Source organism: Kitasatospora sp. A2-31 (genome assembly GCF_022288725.1).
GTDB lineage: Bacteria > Actinomycetota > Actinomycetes > Streptomycetales > Streptomycetaceae > Kitasatospora.
Genome location: NZ_JAKNTA010000005.1, coordinates 161,658 through 186,566, shown reverse-complemented (window position 1 = coordinate 186,566; position 24,909 = coordinate 161,658). Strand labels below are relative to the sequence as shown.

The window sequence follows — 24,909 nt, the reverse complement described above, 5'->3', positions numbered from 1 at the left end:
GTTACCAGAAATCAGGCAGGCTGTAGCGATAGGTGTTGGTCTGGTGCCAGTGGTGGTTTCCGTCCACCCACACGGCCACGCCGCGCAGGAACCGCACCACGCTCGGGGCGGGGCAGGCGGCGGCCAGGGCGGCCGCCTCGGCCTCGAAGGTGCGCATGAGGTCGTTGTGGACCTCGACCGCCTTGAGGTAAGCGTCGCGTTCACCGACGCCCTCGCGCTCGGCGATCACCACGGGCAGGTTGAGGTGCCGGCCGGGGCTGGCGAGCTCCTTGGTGTACGAGTAGAGGTCGTTGACGATGGTGGTGGCGTTGGAGGCCAGGGCGATGACGCGCTGCATCGCGGGCTGGGCGTGCAGGTCGGCGGGCAGCTCGTAGCCGCCCACGGTGTCCGTGATGGTGGGGCAGGGGCGGAAGTTGTTGAACTGGCGCATCGCCAGGTACTCCCACACCGTCGGTACGTGGTCCGTCTCCGCCCAGGCCGCCTCGCAGAGGTAGCCCAGGTGCAGCCGGGCCATGTCGTGCCGGAACCGGTCCGACTGGGAGGGGGTCGCCGCGCGCTTGAAGTAGTCCATCGCGGAGCGGTAGGCCCGCCGCGGCGCGTCCGACGCGAGCGACTGCTCCCAGTCCGGCCCGTACTCCGCCGTGGTGTGCAGCGGGTCGAGGGCGGTGTGGGCCATCAGCAGCCGCCCGCCGAGTCCCACGGGCGAGCCGCCGTGGTCCTCGCAGTAGTAGTCGTCGACCGCGTTCTCCGCGGCCATCAGCCGGGTGGCGACCATCAGGTGGTCGACGCCGGGGGCGTCGGGGTGGCAGGCCACCATGTAGCGGCCCAGCGAGAAGCCGTCGAACTGGTCCTCCCACTCCGGTGGGTAGAGCTGGACCTCGTCGATCGCCCATTCCTTGATCCGGCGGCCGACCTCCGCGACGCGCCCGGGGTCGGGCTCGGGCACCGGGTGGAAGTAGAGGCCGGGAACGGGGTCCCCGGGCTGCGGCCCCTTCGGGACCGGCGCCGCCTCCGCCGCACGCGGGGCCAGGTTCAGACCCGCCGTGCCGAGGCCGCTGGGACCACTGAGGATCCGGTCCAGGGCCGTCCCGCTCATGACCGCACCACCCCGGCCTCCGCACGGCCTGGGTGCGGAGGTCGCGACGCCAGCGGTGTCTGCGGTCTGGTGACCACGGGCATGGAAGGGCCTTCCTCTGAGAAGGATTGCGGGTGATGACGGGTCGTCTGGCCACGCCCCCGGAGAGGGAGTTCCGCAGGCGGCCCCGTCTCGCTCGCCCAACGGTAGGCGTGGCGGCGCGGACTGGACCGCTCCGCAGCACGCTCTGCACCCGATAGGGTGAACGTTCGCGCTCGGCGTGTTTGAACGTCCGCATTCCGTGATCGCCTCCGCGCCGCGTGTCGGCTTGCAGGGCGTCCGCACACGGCGAAGCCCCGCCCGTCCGGGGGCTTGGGTTCTAACGGTCGTCGCAACACCTCAGCTCAAGGTGTGCGATGGACTTCGAGATTCGCGGGGAGCGGAAGCCGCAGGGGCGTAGGAAGCTCCGTGCCGAGCGGGCGGAATACTTCCGGCTTGTGCGACAGGGCTACAGCAACAAGGAGGCGTCCCGGCTGGTGGGCGTCCACGAGCGGACTGGACGCGAGTGGCGCAACGGCCGGACGGACCCGAACAGGTTCCGGGCGCCCGCTCGACCCGAGCGGGCGCCCGCCTGCGCATCCGGACCGTCGCGGTACCTGCGCGAGGACGAGCGCATCCACATCGCCGACCGGCTCCGGGAGAAGGCCACCGTCCGCGCGATAGCGGCCGAGCTCGGCCGCAGCCCGTCCACGATCAGCCGGGAGATCCGACGCAACTGCCATCCCGACAGTGGCAGTTACCGACCCCATGCCGCGCAGGCCCGTGCCGACGAGCGGCGCCCTCGCCCCAAGTCGGGGAAGATCGCCCTCAACCCCGAGCTGCGGGCCGCGATCCAGGCCGGCCTGGACGAGCAGTGGAGCCCGGAACAGATCTGCCACGCTCTGCGCAGAACCTTCCCCGACCGGCCGGAGATGCACGTGGCCCACGAAACGATCTACCAGGCGCTCTACGTCCAGGGCCGCGGTGAGCTGCGGCGCGAGCTGGCCGGCGCCCTGCGCTCCGGCCGGGCCCGCCGCAAGCCTCAGCGCCAGACCAACTGCCGCCAGCCCCGTTTCACCGACCCGATGGTCATGATCAGCGAACGCCCAGCCGAGGCGGAGGACCGGGCGGTGCCCGGGCACTGGGAAGGGGATCTGATCATCGGCAAGGACGGCGCCTCCGCGATCGGCACCCTGGTCGAGCGCCACACCCGCTACGTGATGCTCCTGCACCTGCCGAACGGCCGCACCGCCGAGCACGTGCGCGACGCCCTCACGGAGACCGTCCAGACTCTGCCCGCACACCTGATGCGCTCGCTGACCTGGGACCAGGGCAGCGAGATGGCCGCCCACAAGAGCTTCACCGTCGCCACCGGCGTTCCGGTTTACTTCTGCGACCCGGCCAGTCCCTGGCAGCGCGGCTCGAACGAGAACACGAACGGCCTGCTGCGGCAGTACTTTCCCAAGGGCACCGACCTGTCCGTCCACGGCCCGGAACACCTCGCGGCGGTGGCCGTCCAGCTCAACGGCCGCCCACGCAAAACGCTCGGCTGGGAAACCCCAGCCGAGCGCCTGCATAAACTCGTCGCGGCCTGATCAAACCGACCACGTGTTGCAACGATCCCTGGAAACCGCCGGGAGGACGAGCGGGGCTTCGGTACGAGGGGGCGGGTGCGGCCGGCCGGCGGGACGGGCGCGTCACAGCCTCTCGGGGACGGGGTTGCCCACGGCCTCGATGGCGCGCCGGACGGGGACCTTCACCAGCACGGCGAAGCCGATCACGAAGAACACCAGCAGGGAGATGATCGCCGCGCGGTAGCTGCCGGTCATCTGGTACGCGAGGCCGAAGACCAGCGGCCCCATCCAGCTGGTGCCGCGGTCGCTGACCTTGTAGACGCTGAAGTACTCGGCCTCCCGGCCGGCCGGGATGAGGTGCGAGAACAGCGAGCGGGAGAGCGCCTGGCTGCCGCCGAGCACCAGACCGATCATGCAGGCCAGGGCGAAGAACCAGGCGGGCCGGTGGGCGGGCATGAAGTAGCCGAGGGCGAGGATGACCACCCAGGCCGCCAGGGAGCCGAGCACGGTGCGCTTGGCGCCGTGGCGGCGGGCGATCCGGCCGAGGAGCAGTGCGCCGCCGACCGCCACGATCTGGATCAGGAGCACCGCGGCGACCAGCGAGGTCTCGTCCATGCCGAGCTCCTCGCTGCCGTAGAGCGAGGCCTGGGAGATGACGGTCTGGATGCCGTCGTTGTAGCAGAGGAAGGCGCCCAGGTAGAGCAGCGTGAGCGGGTACTGGCGCATGCTGCGCAGCGTGCGGGCGAGTTCGCGCAGGCTGCCGGCGGCGGGACGGTCGGGCTCGGCCGCGGCGGGGCCGGCGGCCGCCCCGGCCCGGGAGGGCAGCCGCAGCATCGGGACGACGGTGAACAGCGCCCACCAGAGGCCGGCCGAGGCCAGGCAGATCCGCACGGCGGTGCCAGAGGAGAGGCCGAGTGCGCCGTGCCCCTCGAACAGCGCGAGGTTGGCGATCAGCAGCAGTCCGCCGCCCGCGTAGCCGAAGGCCCAGCCCTTGGAGGACACGGCGTCGCGCTCGTCGGGGGAGGCCAGGGCCGGGAGGTAGGCGTAGGAGAGCGCGACCGACACCGCGTACGCGATGTTGGCGACGACCAGCAGCGCGCCGCCCAGCAGGTAGCGGTCGCCGTCGAGGAGGAACATCCCCATCGTGGCTATGGCCCCGACGTACGCGAAGCCGCACATCAGCTCCTTGTGCCGCCCGGTCCGGTCCGCGACCGTCCCGGTCAGCAGCATCACCGGGACCGACACCAGCACGGAGAGGGAGACGGCGTAGGGGAAGAACGAGCCGGCACGGATCGACAGGCCGAGCGGGTGCACCTCACCTGCGGCATCGGCGGCCGTCTTGGCCACCGAGGTCAGGTACGGCCCGAGGAACACCGCCAGGACGGTGGCCGAGAAGGCCGCGTTGGCCCAGTCGTTGATGTACCAGCCGAACTGCATCCGGCGCAGGGTCCGACCGTCGGTGGCGGTCTCCACGTCGTCCGGCAAGGGGTCCTTCAGGTGGGCCGCGGTGCTCATGTGGTTCCTATCGCGGTGCTGGAGCCGGTGCTGCCGTCGGTCCAGCAGCCGTTCTCGCCGAGGACGTCCCGCAGGACGTCGATGCGATCGGCCATGATGCCATCCACACCCAGATCGAGGAGAGCCCTGATCCGTGTGGGATCGTCCACAGTCCAGACGTGCACCTGCAGGCCGAGGCGGTGGGCGGCGCGGACGAAGGCCCGGTCGACGACCCGCACCCCGAGGTGCCGCTCCGGCACCTGGGCGCACACCCCGGCGAACGGCGTCCGGCGCCCCCGCAGCAGCGGCCCCGCCAGCGAGAGCAGCCGCAGCCGGGCCACCTCGCGCGGGCCGAGCGAGGTTGCCAGCCGGGGACCGGCGGCGGCCCGGACCGCGGCGAGGCGGCTGTCGGAGAAGCCGCCGACGCAGACCCGGTCCCAGGCGTCGGTCCGGCGGATCGCCTCGACCAGCGGTCCGACGGCGGGCGCCGCCTTGACGTCGATGTTGAAGCGGGCCTCGGGGAACGCGGCGAGCAGGTCCTCCAGCAGCGGTACCGGCTCGGTGCCGCCGATCCGGGCCTGCTTGACGGCCTCCCACGGCAGCTCGGCCACCGCCCCGGTGCGGTCGGTGACCCGGTCGAGGCGGGAGTCGTGGAAGGCCACCAGCACGCCGTCGCGGGTGGCGTGCACGTCGGTCTCCAGGTAGCGGTACCCGAGGGCGACGGCAGCCTCGAAGGCGGCGAGCGAGTTCTCCGGACGGCCGAGGTCCCCACCCCGGTGCGCGAAGGCCAACGGCCCCGGGTGGTCGAGGAAGGGGTGCATGTCGTGCTCCGAGGTGCTGGGGGGTGGGCCCGGCGGGCCCGTGAGGCCAGGCGGTGCTGCCCGCTCCGACGGCGGCCCGGATCGTGCGCGTTACAGTATGACGCACCCTGTCAAGCAGTAACGCTTCCGGTGGGGACTGCGGCCGGCGCGTGGCCGGTCCGCGACCGCTCGGGCCGTGACCGCTCGGGCCGCGGCCGGACCCGGCGGTCCGGGTCCGGCCGCCCGGGCGCCCCCGCGCCCCGCGCCCGGGGCGCTCCGAGCCCCGGAGGGCCCGGAGCGCGCCGGGATCAGCGGAGCCCGGCGAAGAGGTCGTTCTCGGGCAGGGCCGCGCCGGTGGTGTCCCGGACCCGCACGAAGGTCTCCACGCCCATCAGCTCGGTGAACCGCTCCTTGCCCATCTTGAGGAAGAAGATGTTCTCGCCCTGGCTGGCGTGCGCGGCGAGGGCGTCGAACTTCCGGCCCCCGAACTCGGTGGTGTCCACCCAGGTGGTGATCTCCTCGTCAGGGAGCCCGATCTCGGGCATCGCGGCCGCCTCCGACGGATCCGGCTCCTCCCAGTCCGCGCCGAACTCGCGCATGACCTCGCCCATCCGCCTCATCGCCGAGTGCGGCGCCGTCGTCCAGTAGACCTTCGGCGTCATCCCGGTCAGCTCCAGCGCCGCCATCGTGATGCGGTTCGCCTGGATGTGGTCCGGGTGCCCGTAGAAGCCGTTCTCGTCGTAGGTCACCACCACGTCGGGCCGGTAGCGCAGCAGGAGCTCGGCGAGGCGGGCGGCGCCCTCCTCCACCGGGGTGCGCCAGAACGAGCCGGGCGCGTCGTTCGTCGCCCAGCCCATCATCCCGGAGTCGGCGTACTCCAGCAGCTCCAGGTGACCCACGTTCAGCACCTCGCAACTGGCCTGGAGTTCCCGGCGGCGCATCGCGGCCACCGCCAGCGGGTCGTGTCCGGGATCGCCCGGCTTGGCACCGCCGGGCCCGTCACCGCAGCTGCCGTCGGTGCAGGTGACGAGGACCGTCCGGATGCCCTCCGCCGCGTACCGCGCGAGGACACCCCCCGTCCCCGTGGCCTCGTCGTCGGGGTGGGCGTGCACTGCCATCAGCGTCAAGGGCCGGTCGGCCATGAAGATCATCCTCCGGTCTGAAAGAACTCGCCTGGTCTTCGCCATGAGAACCGGCGGCCGCCCGCAGTATTCCGCGGCCGGCGCGCCCGGGCGTCGACGTGGGCTCCGCCGCGGCGCTCGAAGAGGGCGACGGCCTCGTCCCGACCGTGCAGGGTGATCGTGGGGTTCCTGCGCCGCACCGTGCCGTGCGGCACGGTCGGCCCCGGCTCCGCCCTCAGCGGTGCTCGGGGTTGTCGAAGTCGAAGCGGCAGCCGGCGTCCCATTCCGAGCGCTGGTTGCCGTGGGCGGGGATGCCGCCGGCGTCCTTGAGCATCCGGGCGAGGTGGAGCTGGTTCCAGGTCATGAAGGTGGTGTTGCGGTTGGTGAAGTCGTTCTCCGGCCCGCCGGAGCCCGGGTCCAGGTAGGAGGGACCGGGGCCCGCCTCGCCCACCCAGCCCGCGTCGGCCTGCGGGGGGACGGTGTACCCGAGGTGCTGGAGGCTGTAGAGGACGTTCATCGCACAGTGCTTCGCACCGTCCTCGTTCCCGGTGATCAGGCACCCGCCGACCCGGCCGTAGTACGCGTACTGACCGCGGTCGTTCAGGATCGACGAGCAGGCGTACAGCCGCTCGATCACCTTCTTCATCACGGAGGAGTTGTCCCCCAGCCAGATCGGCCCGGCCAGCGTGAGGATGTCGGCGGCCATGACCTGCGAGTAGACCACCGGCCAGTCGTCGGTCTCCCAGCCGTGCTCCGTCATGTCCGGCCACACGCCGGTCGCGATGTCCAGGTCCACCGCCCGCAGCACGTCCACCCGGACGCCCTGGCGCTGCATGATGCCGGTGCTGACGTCGATCAGCCCCTGGGTGTTGCTGCGCTCGGGCGAGCGCTTCAGGGTGCAGTTGATCACCACGGCACTCAGGTCGTCGTAGGTCACACCTGGCTCCGGCATGGGCGCGCACTCCTTCGGGTGGCTTCGGGCGGGGCCGCTGCGGCCCCGCCTCCAGTCCACCAGCGCCCGGCACCGCACCGCCCGACGGGCTGCGCCACCTGCCGCACACCCCCACCCCGACGGAGTGCCTCCCGGCACCGGGCGGCCGGAACGGCCCGGAACGCGTCGACGGCACCCGGAAGCCGCGGGGCTTCCGGGTGCCGTCACCGGACGAGGCCGGTCGGATCGCGTCAGGCCGCGCCGGACCGCTTCAGGCCGGTCAGACCGCCGGGGCCGGGTAGGTCGGGTACTCGACGCCGGAGACGTGCTGGACGACCCGGATGACCTGGCACGAGTAGCCGAACTCGTTGTCGTACCACAGGTAGAGGATCGCGTTGTCGCCGTCGACCTTGAGGGCGCCGGCGTCGACGATCGACGCGTGGCGCGAGCCGATGAAGTCGCTCGACACCGCGTCGGGGGCGGTGATGAAGTCGATCTGGCGCTTCAGCGGCGAGGTCAGCGAGACGTTGCGGAGGTAGTCGAGGACCTCCTCGCGGTTGGTCGCGCGGGCGAGCTGCAGGTTGAGGATCGCGATCGAGACGTCCGGAACGGGGACGCGGATCGAGCTGCCGCTGATCTTCGCCTTGAGCTCCGGCAGGGCCTTGGCGACGGCCGAGGCGGCACCGGTCTCGGTGATCACCATGTTCAGCGGCGCCGAGCGGCCGCGACGGTCCGCCTTGTGGTAGTTGTCCAGCAGGTTCTGGTCGTTGGTGAACGAGTGGACGGTCTCCACGTGGCCGCGCAGCACGCCGTACTCGTCGTCCATGGCCTTCAGCGGCGGGACGATCGCGTTGGTGGTGCAGGACGCGCAGGACAGGATCTGCTCGTCCGGCTTGATCGTGTCGTGGTTGACGCCGTGCACGATGTTCGGGACGTCGCCCTTGCCCGGGGCGGTCAGGACGACCTTGTCGATGCCGGGGCGGAGGTGCTTGGACAGCCCCTCGCGGTCACGCCACTTCCCGGTGTTGTCGATGAGGATGGCGTCCTTGATGCCGTACGCCGTGTAGTCGACCTCGGACGGGTCGTTGGCGTAGATCACCTTGATCTCGTTGCCGTTGGCGACGATCGTGCTGTTCGCCTCGTCAACGGTGATGGTGCCCTGGAACTGGCCGTGGATGGAGTCGCGGCGCAGCAGCGAGGCGCGCTTGACGATGTCCTGGTCGCCGCCCTGGCGGACCACGATGGCCTTCAGCCGCAGGCCGTTGCCGGAGGCCTTCTCGATCAGCAGGCGGGCGACGAGGCGGCCGATCCGGCCGAAGCCGTAGAGGACGACGTCACGCGAGCCGCAGCGCTCGATCTTGTTCTCGCCGGTGGCGCCGATGACGGCTTCGGCGGTGAACTCCTCCACCGAGAGACCGCGGCTGTCCGCCTTGTAGGTCGCGGCGAGCATGCCGATGTCGATCTGCGAGGGGCCGAGGTCGAGGGCGGTGAGGGCCTGGAGGAAGGGCAGCGTCTCGGTGACCGAGAGCTCCTCGCCGGCGATCTGGCGGGCGAAGCGGTGGGTCTTCAGGATGCTGACCACCGACTTGTTCACCAGCGAGCGGCTGTGAACCAGGACGGTGACGTCCCGCTCCCGGTGCAGTCGGCCGATGATCGGAATCATCGACTCCGCGATCTCCTCGCGGTTCATCCAGTCCGTGAACACGTCGTCGTTGACAGTCACAAGTCCATCTTTCGAGCTGAGGGTGTTGCCCCCCATGCTAGCTTTGGCCGTTTTCGATCACTGCGGCGGACCCCCTCTGAGCATGGGCTTCCCCCCCGCCACCCCCTCAAGGCCGGCGCCCCGCGCCCGAGCGCCCCCTGTCGTACGCATACGAACCCCCAGGCATCCGCCCTCACCCCGGAGCGATCGCGAGCCGCGGCTCGCCCCACCGGGCCCGCGGGGGCGGGATGCGCTCGTCGCCGGCGGCGGCCGCCGCCGGCCCTCTCTCCGCGGCACCGGCGCGGCGGCCGCCCGCGTCGGTGCCCGCCGGGCCCGCGCGCTCGTTTCGTGCCGCGTCGAACCTGTGGAATGCCGCGGCATCCAGGCCCACGATGCGACCGAAACCTTTCGCCCACGGATTGGCCGGATTCGAATCGGCAGCGCGCGGCCGCGGCGTCCGGTCCTCCGCGAACCGCACCCCGGAAAGGGGCGCGACCGCCCCCGACGCGCGACGGAAGCCGGAGGTCACGAGCGGATTGCGCGCCGCTCGGGCGACCACCTCCGGGAACAGCCGCCCGGTACGCACAAACTGCTTGATTTTAGCCACACTTGACTAGCCCTTTGGCGTTCGAAATCATCGAGCGGGCGGCGGCCGGGCCGTCGGCGGGGGGAGTCACGGCCGCGATCTCCGTCCGGGCCGTCCGGGCCGTCCGAAACTGTCCGGCGGCCGGCGCGACGTCCGGATGGCGGTCGGGAGACCACGGGCCGGAAAGGTCGCCGCGACGTGTATCCACGGCGCCTGCGGGCGGATCAGAGAGAGTGAGGACGGCCGCCAGCCGCGGCCCGTCCCCGCCGACCGAGAGGGAGAAGCGCTGTGGACACCGAAGGCGGAACGCCCGCGGCGAGGCCGGCCGCGCTGCCCGAGGGAGAGCCGTCGAGCGCGGAACCCGACCGAGTGCGCGACCTCCTCGCGAACGCCTGCGGTGCAGTCCGGTGAGCGACCTGCCGAAGGGCTCGGTGCGGAGGTTCCTCAAGGTGGCGTCACTGCCGCTCGGGTACGCGGGGCGCACCGCCTTCGGGGTGACCAAGCGGCTCGCGGGCGGCGCCGAGGACCTGATCAGGACTGAGATCGAGGAACGCACCGCCAGGCAGCTCTTCGCCGTCATCGGTGAACTCAAGGGCGGCGCGCAGAAGTTCGCCCAGGTCCTCAGCGTGATGGAGAGCGCGCTGCCGGAGAACCTCGTCCGGCCCTACCGGGCGGCGCTGACCAGCCTGCAGGAGGCGGGACCGGCCCTGCCGGCCCGTGCCGTGCACACGGTGCTGCGCGAGCAACTCGGGGACGACTGGCGGGAGCTGCTGACGGAGTTCACCGACCGGCCGGTGGCGACCGCCTCCATCGGCCAGGTGCACCGGGGGCGCTGGCACGACGGCAGGGACGTCGCGATCAAGGTCCAGCATCCCGGCGCCGCCGAGGCCCTCACCTCGGACTTCGATCAACTGAGCCGGATGGGCTGGATCATCGACCGGGTGACGGGCGGCGAGCTCAAGGTCGACGAGGTGGTCAGGGAGCTGCGCGAGCGGATGGCGGAGGAGCTGGACTACCTCCTGGAGGCCGACTCCCAGACCGTGTTCGCGCAGGCCTTCGCCGACGACCCGGACTTCGTCGTGCCCCGGGTGGTCAAGGCCACCGAACGCGTGCTGGTGACCGAGTGGATGGACGGCACGCCGGCGTCCGCCGTCATGTCCGACGGCGACCAGGCGGACCGGGACCGGCTGGGACTGCTGCTCACCCGGTTCAACCACGCGGGGCCGAACCGCTGCGGCATGATGCACGCCGACCCGCACCCCGGGAACTTCCGCCTCACCGACGACGGCCGGCTCGGGGTGCTCGACTTCGGCGCCGTGGCCCGGCTGCCCGACGGCCCGGTGCCGTGGATGGGCCCGATGATGCGGGCCTGCGCCGACGGCGACACGGAGCGGATGGTCGCGGTGATGCGGGAGGTGGGACTCCTCAGGGACCGCAAGGACGACGGGGGCGAGGCGGCCGGGGAGGCCGAGGACTGGGGCTGGCTGAACCGCTCGCTGGAGATGCTCGTCCAGCCCCTGGCCGAGGAGGTCTTCGCCTTCGACCGCGCATGGCTGCGCGAGGCCGTGCGCAGGGCCACGCTCACCAAGGACGCGGAGATCCTGAGGGAGCGCATGGTGACCATGCCGGAGCACGTGCTCATGCAACGGGTGTGGATGGCCGAACTGGCCATGCTCAGCCAGCTGGGCGCCCGGATTCCGTACCGGGCGGAGGCCATTGCGGGAATGCCGGGTTTCGCGCTCGACTCCTCCGGCTCCGGTTCACCCTCCCCTGGCCCCGATGGCCGTACGCGGTGAGAGCGGCGGGCGGACCCGGTCGTGCCGGGCGCCCGTGCGCGCCGCATTTCACCGGCCGGGAAACCGCTCGATCCGCCCCCACCACCTCCACCTGCCGTTTCTTTGCGACCCTTAGCAGCGCGCGCTTTCCGCCGGCCTCGTGTTCACCGTTCCGAGACCCCCGGAATCCGCATGCCCGTGCATCCTCCGAAAGGCCAAACGGAAGCCGGATTCCCCTTCTTGACAGCGTCCGGTCGACCGCACCCGTGCACTCCACCGGGTTTCGTGCGTGCAAATGCGACCGTTGACATGACACCCCTGCGGCGCCGTATAGTTGGCGGCTGTAGCGCCATTCCAGCAGTTGTTGAGACGCGACGCTATGCCTACTCATGGTGACTCGTCAGCTGTGCACAGCCGTCCGGGATCGGCCGGCGGGACGAACACATGAGAGCGACGGGGGATAGAACATGAAGGCTCTTGCTCTGCATCGTCTTGTCGACGAATGCCTGGCCGGAAACCAGGACAGCTGGAACCAGATCGTCGACAGTTACACACCACTGATCTGGGCCATAGTCCGGGGACACCGACTTTCCACGGCCGACTGCGAAGACGTCATCCAGACGACCTGGCTGCGGGTGATCCAGCACCTGGGACAGCTCAGGGACCCGGAGAAGCTGGCGCACTGGCTCTCGGCGGCGGCACGCCGCGAGAGCCTCAAGCACATCCGCAGGTCCGGGCGGAGCACGCCCGCCGACGAACCCGAGGTGTTCGACCGCCCCGAGCCGTCCGAGAACCAGCCGGAGGAAGAGGCGCTCAAGCAGGAGACGCGCGACGAGGTCCTCCTCGCCTACTGCTCGCTCTCGCCCAAGTGCCAGGCGCTGCTAGGACTGCTGGTGGCCGACCCGCCCATGTCGTACGACGAGGTCAGCGCGACGCTGGGGATCCCCCGCGGATCCATCGGCCCCTTCAGGAGCCGGTGCCTGAAGCACCTGGAGCGCGCCCTGGCCGTCGAGGCCGACCGCTCCGAGCGTGCGCGGGAACTGTTCGAGACCATCAAGGGAATGGGTCTGCGCGCCTTCGCCCTGGAGAGCGGGGCCGGACTAGGAACGGCCGGCGGCGGCAGTCGGGTGACGGTCGGCTGACCCCACGGGCGCGGCGCCCGGGGCGACGCGCGCACCATCGGGCGCCGCCGCTTCGTGGACGATGAACGGGAAGAGTGCCTTCGCGTTCTCGAGCGCTCGGGAAGTGGGCCGTCCGACCGCCTCCGCCAACTTCTCCAGCGCCCCACCACCGACGTCTTCCAACCCGCTCACCCCCAGCATTTAGTTCATCCCTTAACTACGCACTACAGGGTAGGGGAAAGTTCACCGAACGACAATCCGTCAGGCATTGTCGAGATTCGGACCTTCACATTTCGGCCACCGTCGGGAGGGAACCCGGGGGCCCGGCCACCTCGTTTCACGGTGACATCTCCCGGCAATGCGCCCACGATGTCGCGTTCCAGCACTCCATGGGGACAACATGAGCGATTCGACCACGCAGTCCGGCGACTGGCTGCGCCGATTCCACCCGGCCGACGCGGCCCCGACCCGACTGGTGTGTTTTCCGCACGCAGGCGGTTCGGCCACCTACTACTTCCCGGTGTCCCAGGCCCTGTCACCCGCCGTCGACGTGGTCGCCGTGCAGTACCCGGGGCGCCAGGACCGGCGCGGCGAGGAGCCGGTCGACGACGTCTGCAAGCTCGCCGACATCCTGGCCGAGGTGCTCCGGCCCTGGACGGACCGTCCGTTCGCGCTCTTCGGACACAGCCTCGGCGCGACCCTCGCCTACGAGGTCGCCCTCCGGCTCGAGGCCGACGGCGTCGACCCGGTCACGCTGTTCGCGTCCGGCCGGCGAGCACCCGCCTGTCACCGGGAAGGCAGCAAGGTGTACCTCAGCGACGACGCGACGCTGCTCGGCACCATCAAGGAACTCAGCGGCACCAGCCCGCAGCTGCTGGAGGACGACGAGCTGATGCGCAGTCTGCTGCCGGCCATCCGGGCCGACTACAAGGCGGCCGAGACCTACCGCCGGCACCCCGGGACACCGCTGCTGCGCTGCCCGGTGATCACGCTGACGGGTGACGCCGACCCGGAGGTCACCCGCGCCGAGGCCGAGGCCTGGGAGAGCCACACCGCGGGCGCCTTCACGCTGCACGAGTACGCCGGCGGCCACTTCTACCTCAACGACCACGCACCGGCCGTGATCGCCCGCATCCGCGAGGCACTCGTCCGCTGACACCGGCCGCGCCCGGCCGGCGCGCCGGTCACGGGGGCCGGCACGGTGCCGGAGCAGGAACGGAAGCGGGGGCACCCCGGGCACAGGGCCGGGGGTGCCCCCGCTTCCGTCATGTCCGGCCGTTCACTCGGAGTAGGCCCGCTGGACGAGGGCCGCGATGTCCAGCCCGTCGATCTCCTCGTCGAGCTCCTCCATCGCCGCCGCCTCCGCGTCCTGCGTCGGCTCCGGTGCGGGACCGTCCTCGGGGAACATCCGCTCCCTCAGGTGCTCCGCCAGCGCGGCCGGGGTCGGGTAGTTGAAGACGACGGTCGCGGGGATCTCCACGCCCGTGTCCGTGCGGACGTGGTTGCGGAACTCGACACCGCTCAGGGAGTCGAAGCCGATCTCCTTGAAGGACATCTCGCCCTCGATGTCGTCGGTGGACGGGTAGCCCAGCACCAGGGCCGCCGTCGACAGCAACAGCTCCAGCAGGGCCTCGGTGCGGTCGCCGGACGACAGCCCGGCCAGGCGCCGCACGAACGACGACCCGTCCTCCCCGCGGACCGGCTCCGGCCCGCGCGCGGCCGCGACCATCCCTCGGAACAGCGCCGGTACCGCCTTCTGCTGCCGCAGCGCCGTCCGGTCGAGCGCCACCGGAACCACCAGGGCCCGGCCGAGGGCGAGTGCGGTGTCGAACAGCGCGGTCCCGTCGGCCGCGGCGAGCGGCACCATGCCGGCCCGCCGGAAGCGCGCCAGGTCGACGTCGCCGAGCGTGCCCGCCATGCCGAGCTCCCAGGGGCCCCACGCGAGCGAGGTCGCGGGCAGGCCCGACGCCCTGCGGTGAGCCGCCAGGGCGTCGAGGAACGTGTTGGCCGCGGCGTAGTTCGCCTGGCCGGCCGTCCCGATCGCGCCGGCGACGGAGGAGTACAGCACGAACGCCGACAGCGGGAGGCCCTCGGTCAGCTCGTGCAGGTGCCACGCCGCGTCCGCCTTGGGCCGGAACACCCGGTCGAGCTGCTCCGCCGTCATGGACTCCACACCGCCGTCCTCCAGCACGCCCGCCATGTGGACCACCGCGGTCAGCGGCGCGTCCGGCGCGACGGCTCCGATCGCCCCGGCCAGTGCGGCGCGGTCGGACACGTCGCAGGCGGTGACGGTGACGTCCGCACCGAGCCTGGTCAGCTCCTCGACCAGGTCGGTGGCGCCCGGCGCGGCGAGCCCGCGCCTGCTGAGCATCAGCAGGCTCCGCACGCCGTGCTCGGCCACCAGGTGCCGGGCGAACAGCGCGCCGAGGCCACCGGTCGCGCCGGTGAGCAGCACCGTCCCGCTACCCAGCACCGGGCCGCCGGCCTCCGCCGGCGACGCCGTCACCGGAGCGAGGCGCGGCGCGTAGGCGACGCCGCGGCGTACGGCGACCTGCGGCTCGCCGGACAGGTCCAGCGATCGGAGGGTGCGCAGCGACTCCTCGCGGCCGTCGGTGTCGACGAGCACGAAACGGTCCGGATGCTCCGCCTGGACCGATCGCACCAGACCCCAGACCGGTGCGGCGGCCAGGTCGGGCGTCTCGTCCTCGGAGACGGCGACGGCGTTGCGGGTCACGATGACCCGCCGGTCCGTGCCGGACCCGTCGTGCAGCCAGGTCCGCACCAGGGCCAGCACCTCGTGGGCGGTGGCCCGGGCGGTGCCGGGGACGTCGTCGTCCCCGCCCACCGTCACGTGGGTGAAGCGGTCCTCCGGCAGCGTTCGCTCGGGCTCGGCCGGGCCGGACACCCGCGTCCACTCGACGGCGAACAGACTGTCGGCCGTCGCGCCCGAGGCCAGTTGCGCCACGGAGGCCGGCATGAGCGCCAGCGAGTCGACGGTCAGGACCGGAGCGCCGCCCGGGGTCGTGATCCGCAGCGACACCTCGTTGGTGCCGATGCGGGCGGCGTGCACGCGCAGGTCCGTTCCGCCGGCGCCGTGGAGCCGCACCCCGGAGAAGGAGTACGGGAGGAGCACCTGTCCGGCGTCCGCGCCGGCGAGCAGCGACAGCACCGGGTGAAGGGCCGCGTCCAGCAGTGCCGGGTGGACGGCGAACCCGGTCGCGGCGTGCGGCACGCCGTCCGGGAGCCGGATCTCGCCGTGCGCCTCCTCCTCGGTCTGCCACAGGCCGAGCAGGCCCCGGAAGGCCGGTCCGTACGCGTAGCCCCGCTCGGCGAGGCGGGGGTAGAGGTCGGCCGGGTCCACCGGTGCCGCCCCGGCCGGCGGCCGGGCGGGCGGCGCGGACTCCGAGCCGGGGGCCTGCGGCGCCTCGTCGGCGGTGAGCACACCGGTGGCGTGCAGCGTCCACGGCCGGGACCCGGCGGGCCTGGTGTGGAACCCGATCTCGCGCCGGCCCGAGCCGTCGGGGGCGCCGACGGTGATCTGCAGCTGGACCGGGTCGTCACCGAGGACCAGCGGCGTCTGGAGGTTCAGCTCCTCGATGCGGCGGCAGCCCGCCGCGTCCAGGGTCTGCAGGGCCATCTCCACGTACGCGGTACCGGGGAGGACGGTCCGGCCGAAGACGGCGTGGTCGGCGAGCCAGGTGTCGCAAGTGGCCGAGACCTGGCCGCTGAAGACGATCTGGTCGCCCACGGCGAGCTCGGTGACGGCGGAGAGGAGCGGGTGGCGGACGGCGTCGAGCCCGGTGCCCGCGACACCGCCCCGCGGCGCCTCGCTCCCCGCCCAGTAGCGCTGGCGGTCGAAGGCGTAGGTGGGCAGGTCGACGTGGCGTCCGGCGCCGCCGACGGCGTCGAGGTACGCACGCCAGTCCACGGGCGCGCCGGCGACGTGCATCCGGGCCAACGCCTCGCCGAGGGAGCGGGATTCGGAGCGCGCCTTGCGGGCCAGCGGGATCACGGGCGTGTCCGGTGCCACCTGGGCGAGGGTCTCCTGGGCCATGGCGGACAGCACTCCGTCCGGGCCGACCTCGACGAACGCCTCGACCCCGAGGGCCACGGCGGCGCGCACGCCGTCGGCGAACCGTACGGCCTCGCGGACGTGGCGCACCCAGTACTCGGGGCGGTCCAGCTCGCCGGCCCCCGCCGGGCCGCCGGTCACGTTCGAGATCACCGGGATGCGCGGGGCCGCGTACGAGAGCGACCGTGCCACCCGCTCGAACTCCGCCAGCATGGGCTCCATCAGCGGTGAGTGGAAGGCGTGCGACACGCGCAGCCGCCGGGTCTTGTAGCCCGCGGCGGAGAACGTGGACGCGAGGCCGAGGACCACGTCCTCCGCGCCGGAGACGACGGTGGAGGTGGGGCCGTTGACCGCGGCGACCGAGACGGAGTCCTCGTTGCCCGCCAGCGCCTCGCGGATCTCGTCCTCGTCGGCCTGGACGGCCACCATCGCACCGCCCCGGGGCAGGGCCTGCATCAGCCGGCCGCGCGCGGCGACCAGGCGGACCGCGTCGGCGAGCGGGAGGACGCCGGCCACGTGGGCGGCGGCGATCTCTCCGACGGAGTGTCCGATCAGGACGGCCGGCTCCGTGCCGAAGGACTCCAGCAGCCGGTAGGCCGCCACCTCGAACGCGAACAGCGCGGGCTGCGTCATCGCCGTTCCGTCGAGCAGCCCGGCCCGGTCGGAGCCGGGCTCCGCATCGACGACCTCGTCGAGCGGGTGCTCCAGCAGCGGGGCGAACGCGTCCCGGACCTCGTTCCACACCCGGGCGAACACGGGGAAGTCGCGGGCCAGTTCGCGACCCATGCCGAGCCGCTGGCTGCCCTGCCCGGAGAACAGGACGGCGAGGGGCGGAGCAGCGCTCGCGGAGCCGACCACCAGGCCGGCGGCCCGGTCGCCCGCGGCCAGCGCGGTCAGGCCGGACATCAGTTCCGCCCGTCCGGCACCGAGCACCACCGCGCGGTGGTCGAACACGCTCCGGCCGGTCGCGAGGGTCCGGGCGACGTCGGCGGCGCCGGGTGCCGGGTCGGCGGAGAGGGCTCCGGCCAGCCGCTCGGCCTGCGCGGTCAGGCCCGCCGCGGTCCGGGCGGACACCAGCCACGGCAGCACGCCGGCCGGCTCGGCGGAGGGCGTCCGCTCGTCGGGGTCGCCCTGCTCGACGATGACGTGGGCGTTGGTGCCGCTGATGCCGAACGAGGAGACGCCGGCGCGGCGCGGCCGGCCGGCCTCCGGCCAGGCCCGCTGCTCGGTCAGCAGTTCCACGGCGCCCGCCGACCAGTCGACGTGCGAGGTCGGCTCGTCGGCGAACAGCGTCCTCGGCAGGACCCCGTGACGCATGGCCATGACCATCTTGATCACACCGGCGACGCCCGCGGCGGCCTGCGTGTGCCCGATGTTCGACTTGACCGACCCCAGCCACAGCGGCTGCGGGCGGTCCTCCCCGTACGTGGCCAGCAGTGCCTGCGCCTCGATCGGGTCCCCGAGCGCGGTACCGGTCCCGTGCGCCTCGACCGCGTCGACGTCGGCCGTGCCCAGACCGGCACCGGCCAGCGCCTGCCGGATGACCCGCTCCTGGGAGGGGCCGTTCGGGGCGGTCAGGCCGTTGCTCTCGCCGTCCTGGTTGATCGCGCTGCCCCGGAGCACCGCGAGCACGCGGTGGCCGTGGCGCCGGGCGTCCGAGAGCCGTTCCAGCACCAGCACGCCGACGCCCTCGGACCAGCCGGTGCCGTCGGCCGCCTCGGAGAACGCCTTGCAGCGGCCGTCCGCGGCGAGACCCCCCTGCCGGGAGAACTCGACGAAGATGCCGGGCGTCGACATGACCGTCACGCCACCGGCGAGGGCCAGCGAGCAGTCCCCCGCCCGCAGGGACTGCGCGGCCATGTGCAGGGCCACCAGCGACGACGAGCAGGCGGTGTCGACGGTCACCGCCGGGCCCTCGAAGCCGAACGTGTAGGCGACCCTGCCGGACACCACGCTGGCCGCGGAGCCGGTCAGGGCGTGCCCGGCCAGGTTCTCGGGGACCTCCCCCAGACGCGGCAGGTAGTCCTGGCCCATCGCGCCCATGAACACGGCGGTCCGGCTGCGGCGCAGCCCCGCCGGGTCCTGGCCCGCACGCTCCAGCGCCTCCCAGGCCACCTCCAGCACCAGTCGCTGCTGCGGGTCCATCGAGGTCGCCTCGCGCGGGCTGATCCGGAAGAAGCCCGCGTCGAAGTCGCCCGCGTCGGGCAGGAAGCCGCCGACCCGGGCGTAGTCCCCGCCGGCTGCGGCGGGCCAGCCGCGGTCCTGCGGGAACGGCGTGACCGCGTCGACGCCGTCCACGACCAGCCGCCAGAGGTCCTCGGGCGAGGCCACCCCGCCCGGGTACCGGCAGCCCATGCCGATGATGGCGATCGGGTCGTCGGAGGGGGCCGCGGAGCGGTCCTCGTCGGGGCGGCCGTCCGGCTGCTCGTGCCCGGACAGCTCGCCGCGCATGTGCCGCACGACGGCCCTCGGGGTCGGGTGGTCGAACAGCAGCGAGGTCGGCATGTGCAGCCCGGCGGCCTCGTTGAGGCGGTCCCGCAGATCGACGGCCGTCACCGAGTCGAAGCCGAGCTCCTTGAACGTGCTGTCCGCCTCGACGGAGGCCGGGTCGCTGTGCCCGAGCACGGCCGCCGCGTGCGAACGGACCAGCCGCCACAGCTCCTGGTCGCTCGGCCGGGAACCGCCGGCCGTGCCGGCCGGTCCGCAGGCCCCGGGCTGCACCGCCGGACCGGGCTGCTCGGCGTGTTCCGCCTGTTCCGCCTGTTCCGGCTGTTCCGGACGGAACGCCGTCGGGGGTTCCGCCGTCCGGGCCGGCCCGACCTGCTCACCGCCCACCCAGAAGGGCTCGCGCTGGAACGCGTAGGCCGGCAGGTCCACCCGGCGGGCACCGCGGAACAGGCTCCGCCAGTCGACCGCGACGCCCTTGGTGTACAGCTCGGCCATCGACAGCAGCAGACGGCGGACGTCGTCGTCGTCCCGGCGCAGCGTCCCCTGCGCGAGGACGCCGTCGACGGTGTCCCGGACCGCCATGGCCAGCACGGGGTGCGGGCTGACCTCCAGGAACACCTCGTGCCCGTCCCCCGCGGCCCGCCGGACGGTGTCCGCGAACCGGACCGGCCGGCGCAGGTTGGCGTACCAGTACTCGGGGCCGAGTTCCGCCGCGCCCAGGGGGCCGCCGGTGACGGTCGAGTAGAAGGCGACGTCGGCGTCGGCCGCCGTGATGCCCTCCGCCGCGGCCAGGATCTCCTCGCGGACGACCTCCACCAGCGGGGAGTGGGAGGGGAAGCCGATCCGCACGACCCGCCCGCGGATGCCGCGCGCCTCGCAGTCGGCGACGAACGCGCGCACCGCGTCGCTCTCACCGGCGACCGACACCGCCCGAGGAGCGTTGACCGCCGCGATCGCCACCCGGTCGGTGTCGACGTCCTCGGCCGGCATCGCGAGCGACGCCACCTCCCCCCGACCGACCAGTCCGGTGGCGATGACCTGGCTGCGCCGGACGATCAGCCGGATGCCGTCGGCCAGGGGGAGCATCCCCGCCGCGCAGACGGCCGCGACCTCGCCCTGCGAGTGGCCCATGACCGCATCGGGGGCGAGGCCCACGGACCGCCACACCTCCGCCAGGGACACCATCACGGCGAACAGCGCGGGCTGCATCACGCCGACCCGCTCCAGGGCCTCCCCGTCGGCGAGGACGTCCCGCAGCGACCAGTCGGTCAGCTCGCCCAGCAGCCGCTCGCACTCGTCCATCCGGGCGGCGAACACCGGGTTCGACTCCCACAGGGCGAGGGCCATCCCGGCCCAGTGCGAGCCCCCGCCGGGGAAGACCCAGACGAGGCCCGTCCTGGCGGACGCCTCACCCGTGACGACGTTCGCGGACGCCGTACCCGCCGCCAGCGCGGCGAGGCCGTCGAGGAGTTCGGTGCGGTCCGCCGCGATGACCACCGCCCGGTGCCTCAGCGCCGCTCGGGTCGTCACGGTGGACCAGCCGACGTCGGCGGGCCCGAGGTCCGGGTCGGACTCCACCCGCCGCCGCAGCCGCTCCGCCTGGGCGCGCAGCGCCGCCGCGGACTTGGCGGACACCACGACGGGCACCGGGGAGTCGCCGGAGGAGGAGGCGGGCACGGTGTCGGGGGCCGGGTGGGCGCCGACGACGAGGTGGCAGTTGGTCCCGCCGATGCCGAAGGAGCTCACCCCGGCGAGCCGGTCACCGGCCGGCCACGGCCCGGTGGACGCGTTCACCCGGAGCTTCCACTCCTGCATCGGGATGGCCGGGTGCGGCTCGGTGAAGTTGAGGCTCGCCGGGAGGAGGCCGTGCTTCACCGACAGCGCGACCTTGATCAGGCCGACGACTCCCGCGGCCGGTTCGAGGTGCCCGATGTTGGTCTTCACCGACCCGACGAGCAGCGGCCGCCCCGGGTCGCGGCCCTCGCCGAACACCGCACCGAGCGCCCCCGCCTCCACCGGGTCGCCCGCCCGCGTACCGGTGCCGTGCAGTTCGACGTACCGCACCTGGTCGGGCGTCACGCCGGCCGCGGCGTGCGCCTCCCGCAGGAGCGCCTGCTGCGCCTCGCCGGCCGGGACGGTCAGGGCCTGCCCGGCGCCGTCGTGGTTGACCGCGCCGCCGAGCAGCACGCAGTAGATCCGGTCGCCGTCCGCGACCGCGTCCGCCAGCCTCTTGAGGACGACCACGCCCGCGCCCTCGCCCCGGACGAATCCGTTGGCACGGGCGTCGAAGGTGAAGCTGCGGCCGTCCGGGGAGAGCGCGCCCGCCCGCGCGAAGGGCAGCGCGCCCTCCGGCACCAGGTTCAGGTGGACCCCGCCGGCCAGGGCCACCCGGGCCGCGCCCGAGCGCAGGCTCTCGGCGGCCAGGTGCACGGCGACGAGGGAGGAGGACTGGGCGGTGTCCACGACGAGGCTGGGCCCGTGGAGGTCGAACCAGTGGGAGATCCGGTTGGCGATCAGCCCGCGGTTCAGCCCCGCCAGCGAGTGGTGGGACACCGCGTCGGGACCGTGCCGGTGCACCAGCGACATGTAGTCGTCGCCCGCGGCACCGATGAACACCGCCGTCGCGCTGCCGCGCAGGCCGTCCGGCGTGGCACCGGCGTCCTCCAGCGCGGTCCAGCTGAGTTCGAGCGCGAGGCGCTGGCGCGGGTCCATCGCCTCGGCCTCGCGCGGCGAGATCCCGAAGAACCCGGCGTCGAAGTCGGCGACGCCGTCCACGAACCCGCCCCGCCGGTAGCGGGCCAGCTCCGGTACGTCGTACCAGCGCTCCGCCGGCGCTTCCACGATCGCGTCGACGCCGTCCCGGAGCATCCGCCAGAAGGCGGGGACGTCGGCGGCCCCCGGGACCCGGCACGACATGCCCACGACGGCAACGGCTTGCTGATTCACTTCAGTCCTCTTCCCCGATGTGCTCGGCCACCGCCACTCGGCGGAAGGCCCACGTCACTTGGCAGTGGAGGTCCCGCGCACCGGCCGCCGCCGCCCTGCGGCGGCGGCCGGTACCCGGGCGTGCCCCCGCAGGGGCACCCCTTCACTCCGGCGTTCTCCGTGCCGCCGTCCGACGTCGAGCCGGCGGACACGGTCGGTCACCCCCGGGCCGCGTTCGGAGGGGCGTTGGCCAGGCCGCCGCCCGTCACGCGGTGTCCGCCCGGGCCATCCGGATCAGGGCCGCGGCGTCCATGTCGTCGATCGAGGCGGCCGTTCGCCCGTCGTCGGCCGCACTCCCCGTCCCGTCCACGTGGTCGGTCCGTGCGAGGTCCCGCAGGGTGTCGACCAGACCGGCCTTGCGGAGCCGGCCGATCGGGATCGACGCCAGCAGGGCGCGGATCTCCTCCTCCTCGGACCGCGGCTCGACGGACGCGCCGTCCAGAGCGGCCTCCGAGAGGAGGAACCGGGCGATCGCCACCGGGGTGGGGTGGTCGAAGACCAGCGTGGCGGGCAGCCGCAGGCCGGTGTCCTGCGTCAGCCGGTTGCGCAGCTCGACCGCGCTCAGCGAGTCGAACCCGAGCTCCTTGAACGCCCGGTTCGCGGTGATCGCCGCGGCGGACGCGTGCCCGAGGACGGCGGCCACCTGCGACTGCACCAGATCCAGCACCACCCGCTCGCGGTCGGCCTCCGCCACGCCCGCGAGGCGCTGCGCCAGCGAGCCGCTCGTACCCGCCCGGCGGGCCGGCGCGGGAACCAGGCCGCGGAGCAGGGCCGGCAGCAGACCCGCCCTCGCCTGGGTCCGGAGGGCGGCCGTGTCGAGCTTCACGGGCGCGAGCAGGGACGTGTCCGAGGCGAGTGCCTGGTCGAACAGGGCGAGGCCGAGCTCGGCCGGCATGGCGCCGATGCCCAGGCGCGCCAGGCGGGTCCGGTCGGCCTCGGCCAGCTCGCCACTCATGCCGCCGGCTTCGGCCCAGAGGCCCCAGGCCAGCGAGGTCGCGGGCAGGCCCTCGGCACGACGCTTGACCGCGAGGGCGTCGAGCGCCGCGTTGGCCGCGCCGTAGTTGGCCTGACCGGGGCTGCCGATCAGTGCCGCGGCGGAGGAGAACAGGACGAACGCCGCCAGGTCCATCCCCGCGGTGAGCTCGTGCAGGTGCCACGCCGCGTCGAGCTTGGGCCGCATGACCCGCTCGATCTGGTCGGCGGTCATCGACTCGATCAAACCGTCGTCCAGCACACCGGCCGCGTGCACGACCGCGGTGAGCGGCTTCTCCAACGAGCCGATGACGCACGCCACTTGGTCGCGGTCCGCGACGTCGCAGGCCTCGACCCGCGCGGTCGCGCCGGCCGCCGCCAGCTCCGCCACCAGCTCGGCCACACCCTCCGCCGCCGCACCGCGCCGGCTCACCAGCACCAGGTCACGGACCCCGTGACGCTCCACCAGGTGCTTCGCGAACAGCGCACCCAGACCGGACGTACCACCGGTGACCAGCACCGGCCCGTCGAGGACGGGCAGCGCGCGCGGCGTCGCCGACGACCGGGCGAGGCGCGGCGCGAGCAGCCGACCTGCGCGCACGGCGAGCTGCGGCTCGTCGGTGGCGAGCACCGCGGCCCAGTCCGGAGCGGCGCCGTCGGCGACGTCCACGACCGCGAAGCGGCCGGGGTGTTCCACCTGGGCGCCGTGCACCAGGCCCCACACCGAGGCCTGCACGACGTCCGGCGCTCCGCCGTCCGCGGCGACGCCGTTGCGGGTGGCCACGACGAGCCGTGCCCGCCCGAGCCGCTCGATCGCCAGCCAGCGCTTCACCACGGCCAGGGCCTCGGCCACGGCCGTCAGTGCCGCACCGGCCGTGTCACCGTCGGCCGTGCCGCCGCCAGGGGTCCCGACGGAGGCGACGACCGCCTCCGGTGCCTCGGCACCGTCGGCGAGCGCCTTCTCCAGTGCGTCGAGGTCCGCGAAGTCCTCACCGAGGACGGCCACCCGCACCGGCGTCGGCGACGACGCGGACGTGACCTCGGCCCAGTCGAGCTGGAAGAGGGAGCTCCGCTTGGCGCGCTGCCCGGACTCCAGCTGTGCCTGCTCCACGGGCCGCATGTCCAGCCGCGCCATGCTCAGCACGGGCTCACCGAGCTCGCTCGCGATGTCGACCTTCATCGCACCGTCGCCGGTCGGGCTGATCCGCGCCCGGACCCGGGACTGCCCCGTCCTGCCGAGCCGAACGCCCGACCAGGAGAACGGCAGCACCGCGGACACGCCCTCGCCCTGCTGCAGCAGGCCACCGTGCATGGCGGCGTCGAAGAGGGCCGGGTGGATGCCGAAGCCCTCACCATCGGTGTCGCCGGGCAGGGCGACCTCCGCGTACACGTCGGCCCCGGAGCGCCACACCGCACGCACGCCCTGGAAGGCGGGCCCGTAGTCGTAGCCCAGATCGGTCATACCCGAATAGAGAGCGTCCACCGACGCCTCCTCGGCCCCCGCGGGCGGCCATTCGGCGGCCCAGGGGGCAGCGGAACCGGTATCGGGAGCGAGCAGCCCGCGAGCGTGACAGGTCGTCTCCCTCCGCTCGTCGTCGTCGCCGTTCTCCGGGCGGGTGTACACCGCCACCTCACGCCGACCGTCGTCGTCGGCCCGGCCGACCGTCACCTGGACCTGCCGGGTGATGCCTTCCTCCAGGAGCAGCGGTGCCTCCAGGACGAGTTCGTCGACGACGGGGGTGTCGGTCTGGTGGCCGGCGGTGAGGGCGAGCTCGACCAGTGCGGTTCCGGGCACGATCACCGTGCCGAGGACGACGTGGTCACGGGTCCAGGGCTGGGTGTCGGTGGACAGCCGGCCGGTCAGGACCCACTCGTCACGGTCACCGACCTGGACGGCCGCCGCCAGAACCGGATGCCCGATCCGGGACTGCCCGGCCGCCGCCACATCCCCCGCACCGCTGCCCGGCGCGAGCCAGTACCGCTCACGCTGGAACGCATACGTCGGCAGCTTGACCCGGACCGCACCCGTCTCCCTGTAGAACGCGGACCAGTCCACCTCCACACCCGCCACATGCGCCTGCCCCAGGAACCGGACGAAGGTCTCCACCTCGGCATGCCTGGCCCGCAGCGCCGGAACCAGCACGGCGTCCTGCACCCCCAACTCGTCCAGACTCTGGCGGGCCATCGCGGTCAGCACACCATCCGGCCCCAACT

The 24,909-nt window shown here is 73.1% G+C and carries 13 protein-coding genes; 4 read left to right on the top strand and 9 right to left on the bottom strand.

The window, feature by feature from the left end:
• Position 1: 1 nt before the first annotated feature.
• Positions 2 to 1,279, bottom strand: coding sequence for a family 2 encapsulin nanocompartment cargo protein terpene cyclase (locus tag MCM47_RS15745; protein ID WP_238862239.1), 1,278 nt, complete (start codon positions 1,277 to 1,279; stop codon positions 2 to 4).
• 212 nt (positions 1,280 to 1,491) lie between these two features.
• Between MCM47_RS15745 and MCM47_RS15740 the strand changes: the two genes are divergently transcribed.
• Positions 1,492 to 2,709: an IS30 family transposase gene (locus MCM47_RS15740; RefSeq protein WP_238862238.1), complete on the top strand. Its 1,218-nt coding sequence runs from the start codon at positions 1,492 to 1,494 to the stop codon at positions 2,707 to 2,709.
• A 102-nt stretch (positions 2,710 to 2,811) separates the two neighbouring features.
• Here the strand turns inward: MCM47_RS15740 and MCM47_RS15735 are convergent, their stop codons facing one another.
• The 6 genes from MCM47_RS15735 to MCM47_RS15710 all read right to left on the bottom strand — a co-directional run bounded on the left by MCM47_RS15735 (position 2,812) and on the right by MCM47_RS15710 (position 9,343).
• Positions 2,812 to 4,203, bottom strand: coding sequence for an MFS transporter (locus MCM47_RS15735; protein WP_374209139.1), 1,392 nt, complete (start codon positions 4,201 to 4,203; stop codon positions 2,812 to 2,814).
• Positions 4,200 to 5,003: a glycerophosphodiester phosphodiesterase gene (locus tag MCM47_RS15730; RefSeq protein ID WP_238862237.1), complete on the bottom strand. Its 804-nt coding sequence runs from the start codon at positions 5,001 to 5,003 to the stop codon at positions 4,200 to 4,202. Before MCM47_RS15730 ends, MCM47_RS15735 begins: the two co-directional genes overlap by 4 nt.
• 287 nt (positions 5,004 to 5,290) lie before the next feature.
• Positions 5,291 to 6,124, bottom strand: coding sequence for a PIG-L family deacetylase (locus MCM47_RS15725; RefSeq protein WP_238862236.1), 834 nt, complete (start codon positions 6,122 to 6,124; stop codon positions 5,291 to 5,293).
• A 214-nt stretch (positions 6,125 to 6,338) separates the two neighbouring features.
• Positions 6,339 to 7,055: a flavodoxin family protein gene (locus MCM47_RS15720; RefSeq protein WP_238862235.1), complete on the bottom strand. Its 717-nt coding sequence runs from the start codon at positions 7,053 to 7,055 to the stop codon at positions 6,339 to 6,341.
• Between the two features lie 259 nt (positions 7,056 to 7,314).
• Positions 7,315 to 8,757: a glyceraldehyde-3-phosphate dehydrogenase gene (locus MCM47_RS15715; RefSeq protein WP_238862234.1), complete on the bottom strand. Its 1,443-nt coding sequence runs from the start codon at positions 8,755 to 8,757 to the stop codon at positions 7,315 to 7,317.
• A gap of 172 nt (positions 8,758 to 8,929) precedes the next feature.
• Positions 8,930 to 9,343: a hypothetical protein gene (locus MCM47_RS15710; RefSeq protein WP_238862233.1), complete on the bottom strand. Its 414-nt coding sequence runs from the start codon at positions 9,341 to 9,343 to the stop codon at positions 8,930 to 8,932.
• A gap of 386 nt (positions 9,344 to 9,729) precedes the next feature.
• Between MCM47_RS15710 and MCM47_RS15705 the strand changes: the two genes are divergently transcribed.
• From MCM47_RS15705 to MCM47_RS15695, 3 genes are all read left to right on the top strand, one after another.
• Positions 9,730 to 11,118: an AarF/ABC1/UbiB kinase family protein gene (locus MCM47_RS15705; protein ID WP_238862232.1), complete on the top strand. Its 1,389-nt coding sequence runs from the start codon at positions 9,730 to 9,732 to the stop codon at positions 11,116 to 11,118.
• Between the two features lie 446 nt (positions 11,119 to 11,564).
• A complete protein-coding gene (locus MCM47_RS15700; protein ID WP_238862231.1) occupies positions 11,565 to 12,239 on the top strand; it encodes an RNA polymerase sigma factor in 675 nt (224 codons plus the stop codon).
• Between the two features lie 379 nt (positions 12,240 to 12,618).
• On the top strand, positions 12,619 to 13,374 hold the full coding sequence (locus MCM47_RS15695) for a thioesterase II family protein (protein WP_238862230.1): 756 nt from the start codon (positions 12,619 to 12,621) through the stop codon (positions 13,372 to 13,374).
• 123 nt (positions 13,375 to 13,497) lie between these two features.
• Here MCM47_RS15695 and MCM47_RS15690 read toward each other — a convergent pair whose 3' ends face one another.
• Together MCM47_RS15690 and MCM47_RS15685 are read right to left on the bottom strand one after the other, a co-directional pair.
• Complete coding sequence (locus tag MCM47_RS15690; protein ID WP_238862229.1) at positions 13,498 to 21,684, bottom strand: SDR family NAD(P)-dependent oxidoreductase; 8,187 nt, start codon at positions 21,682 to 21,684, stop codon at positions 13,498 to 13,500.
• 244 nt (positions 21,685 to 21,928) lie between these two features.
• Entirely contained in the window at positions 21,929 to 24,880 is a 2,952-nt protein-coding gene (locus MCM47_RS15685) for a type I polyketide synthase (protein ID WP_238862228.1), read from the bottom strand.
• Between the last annotated feature and the right edge of the window lie 29 nt (positions 24,881 to 24,909).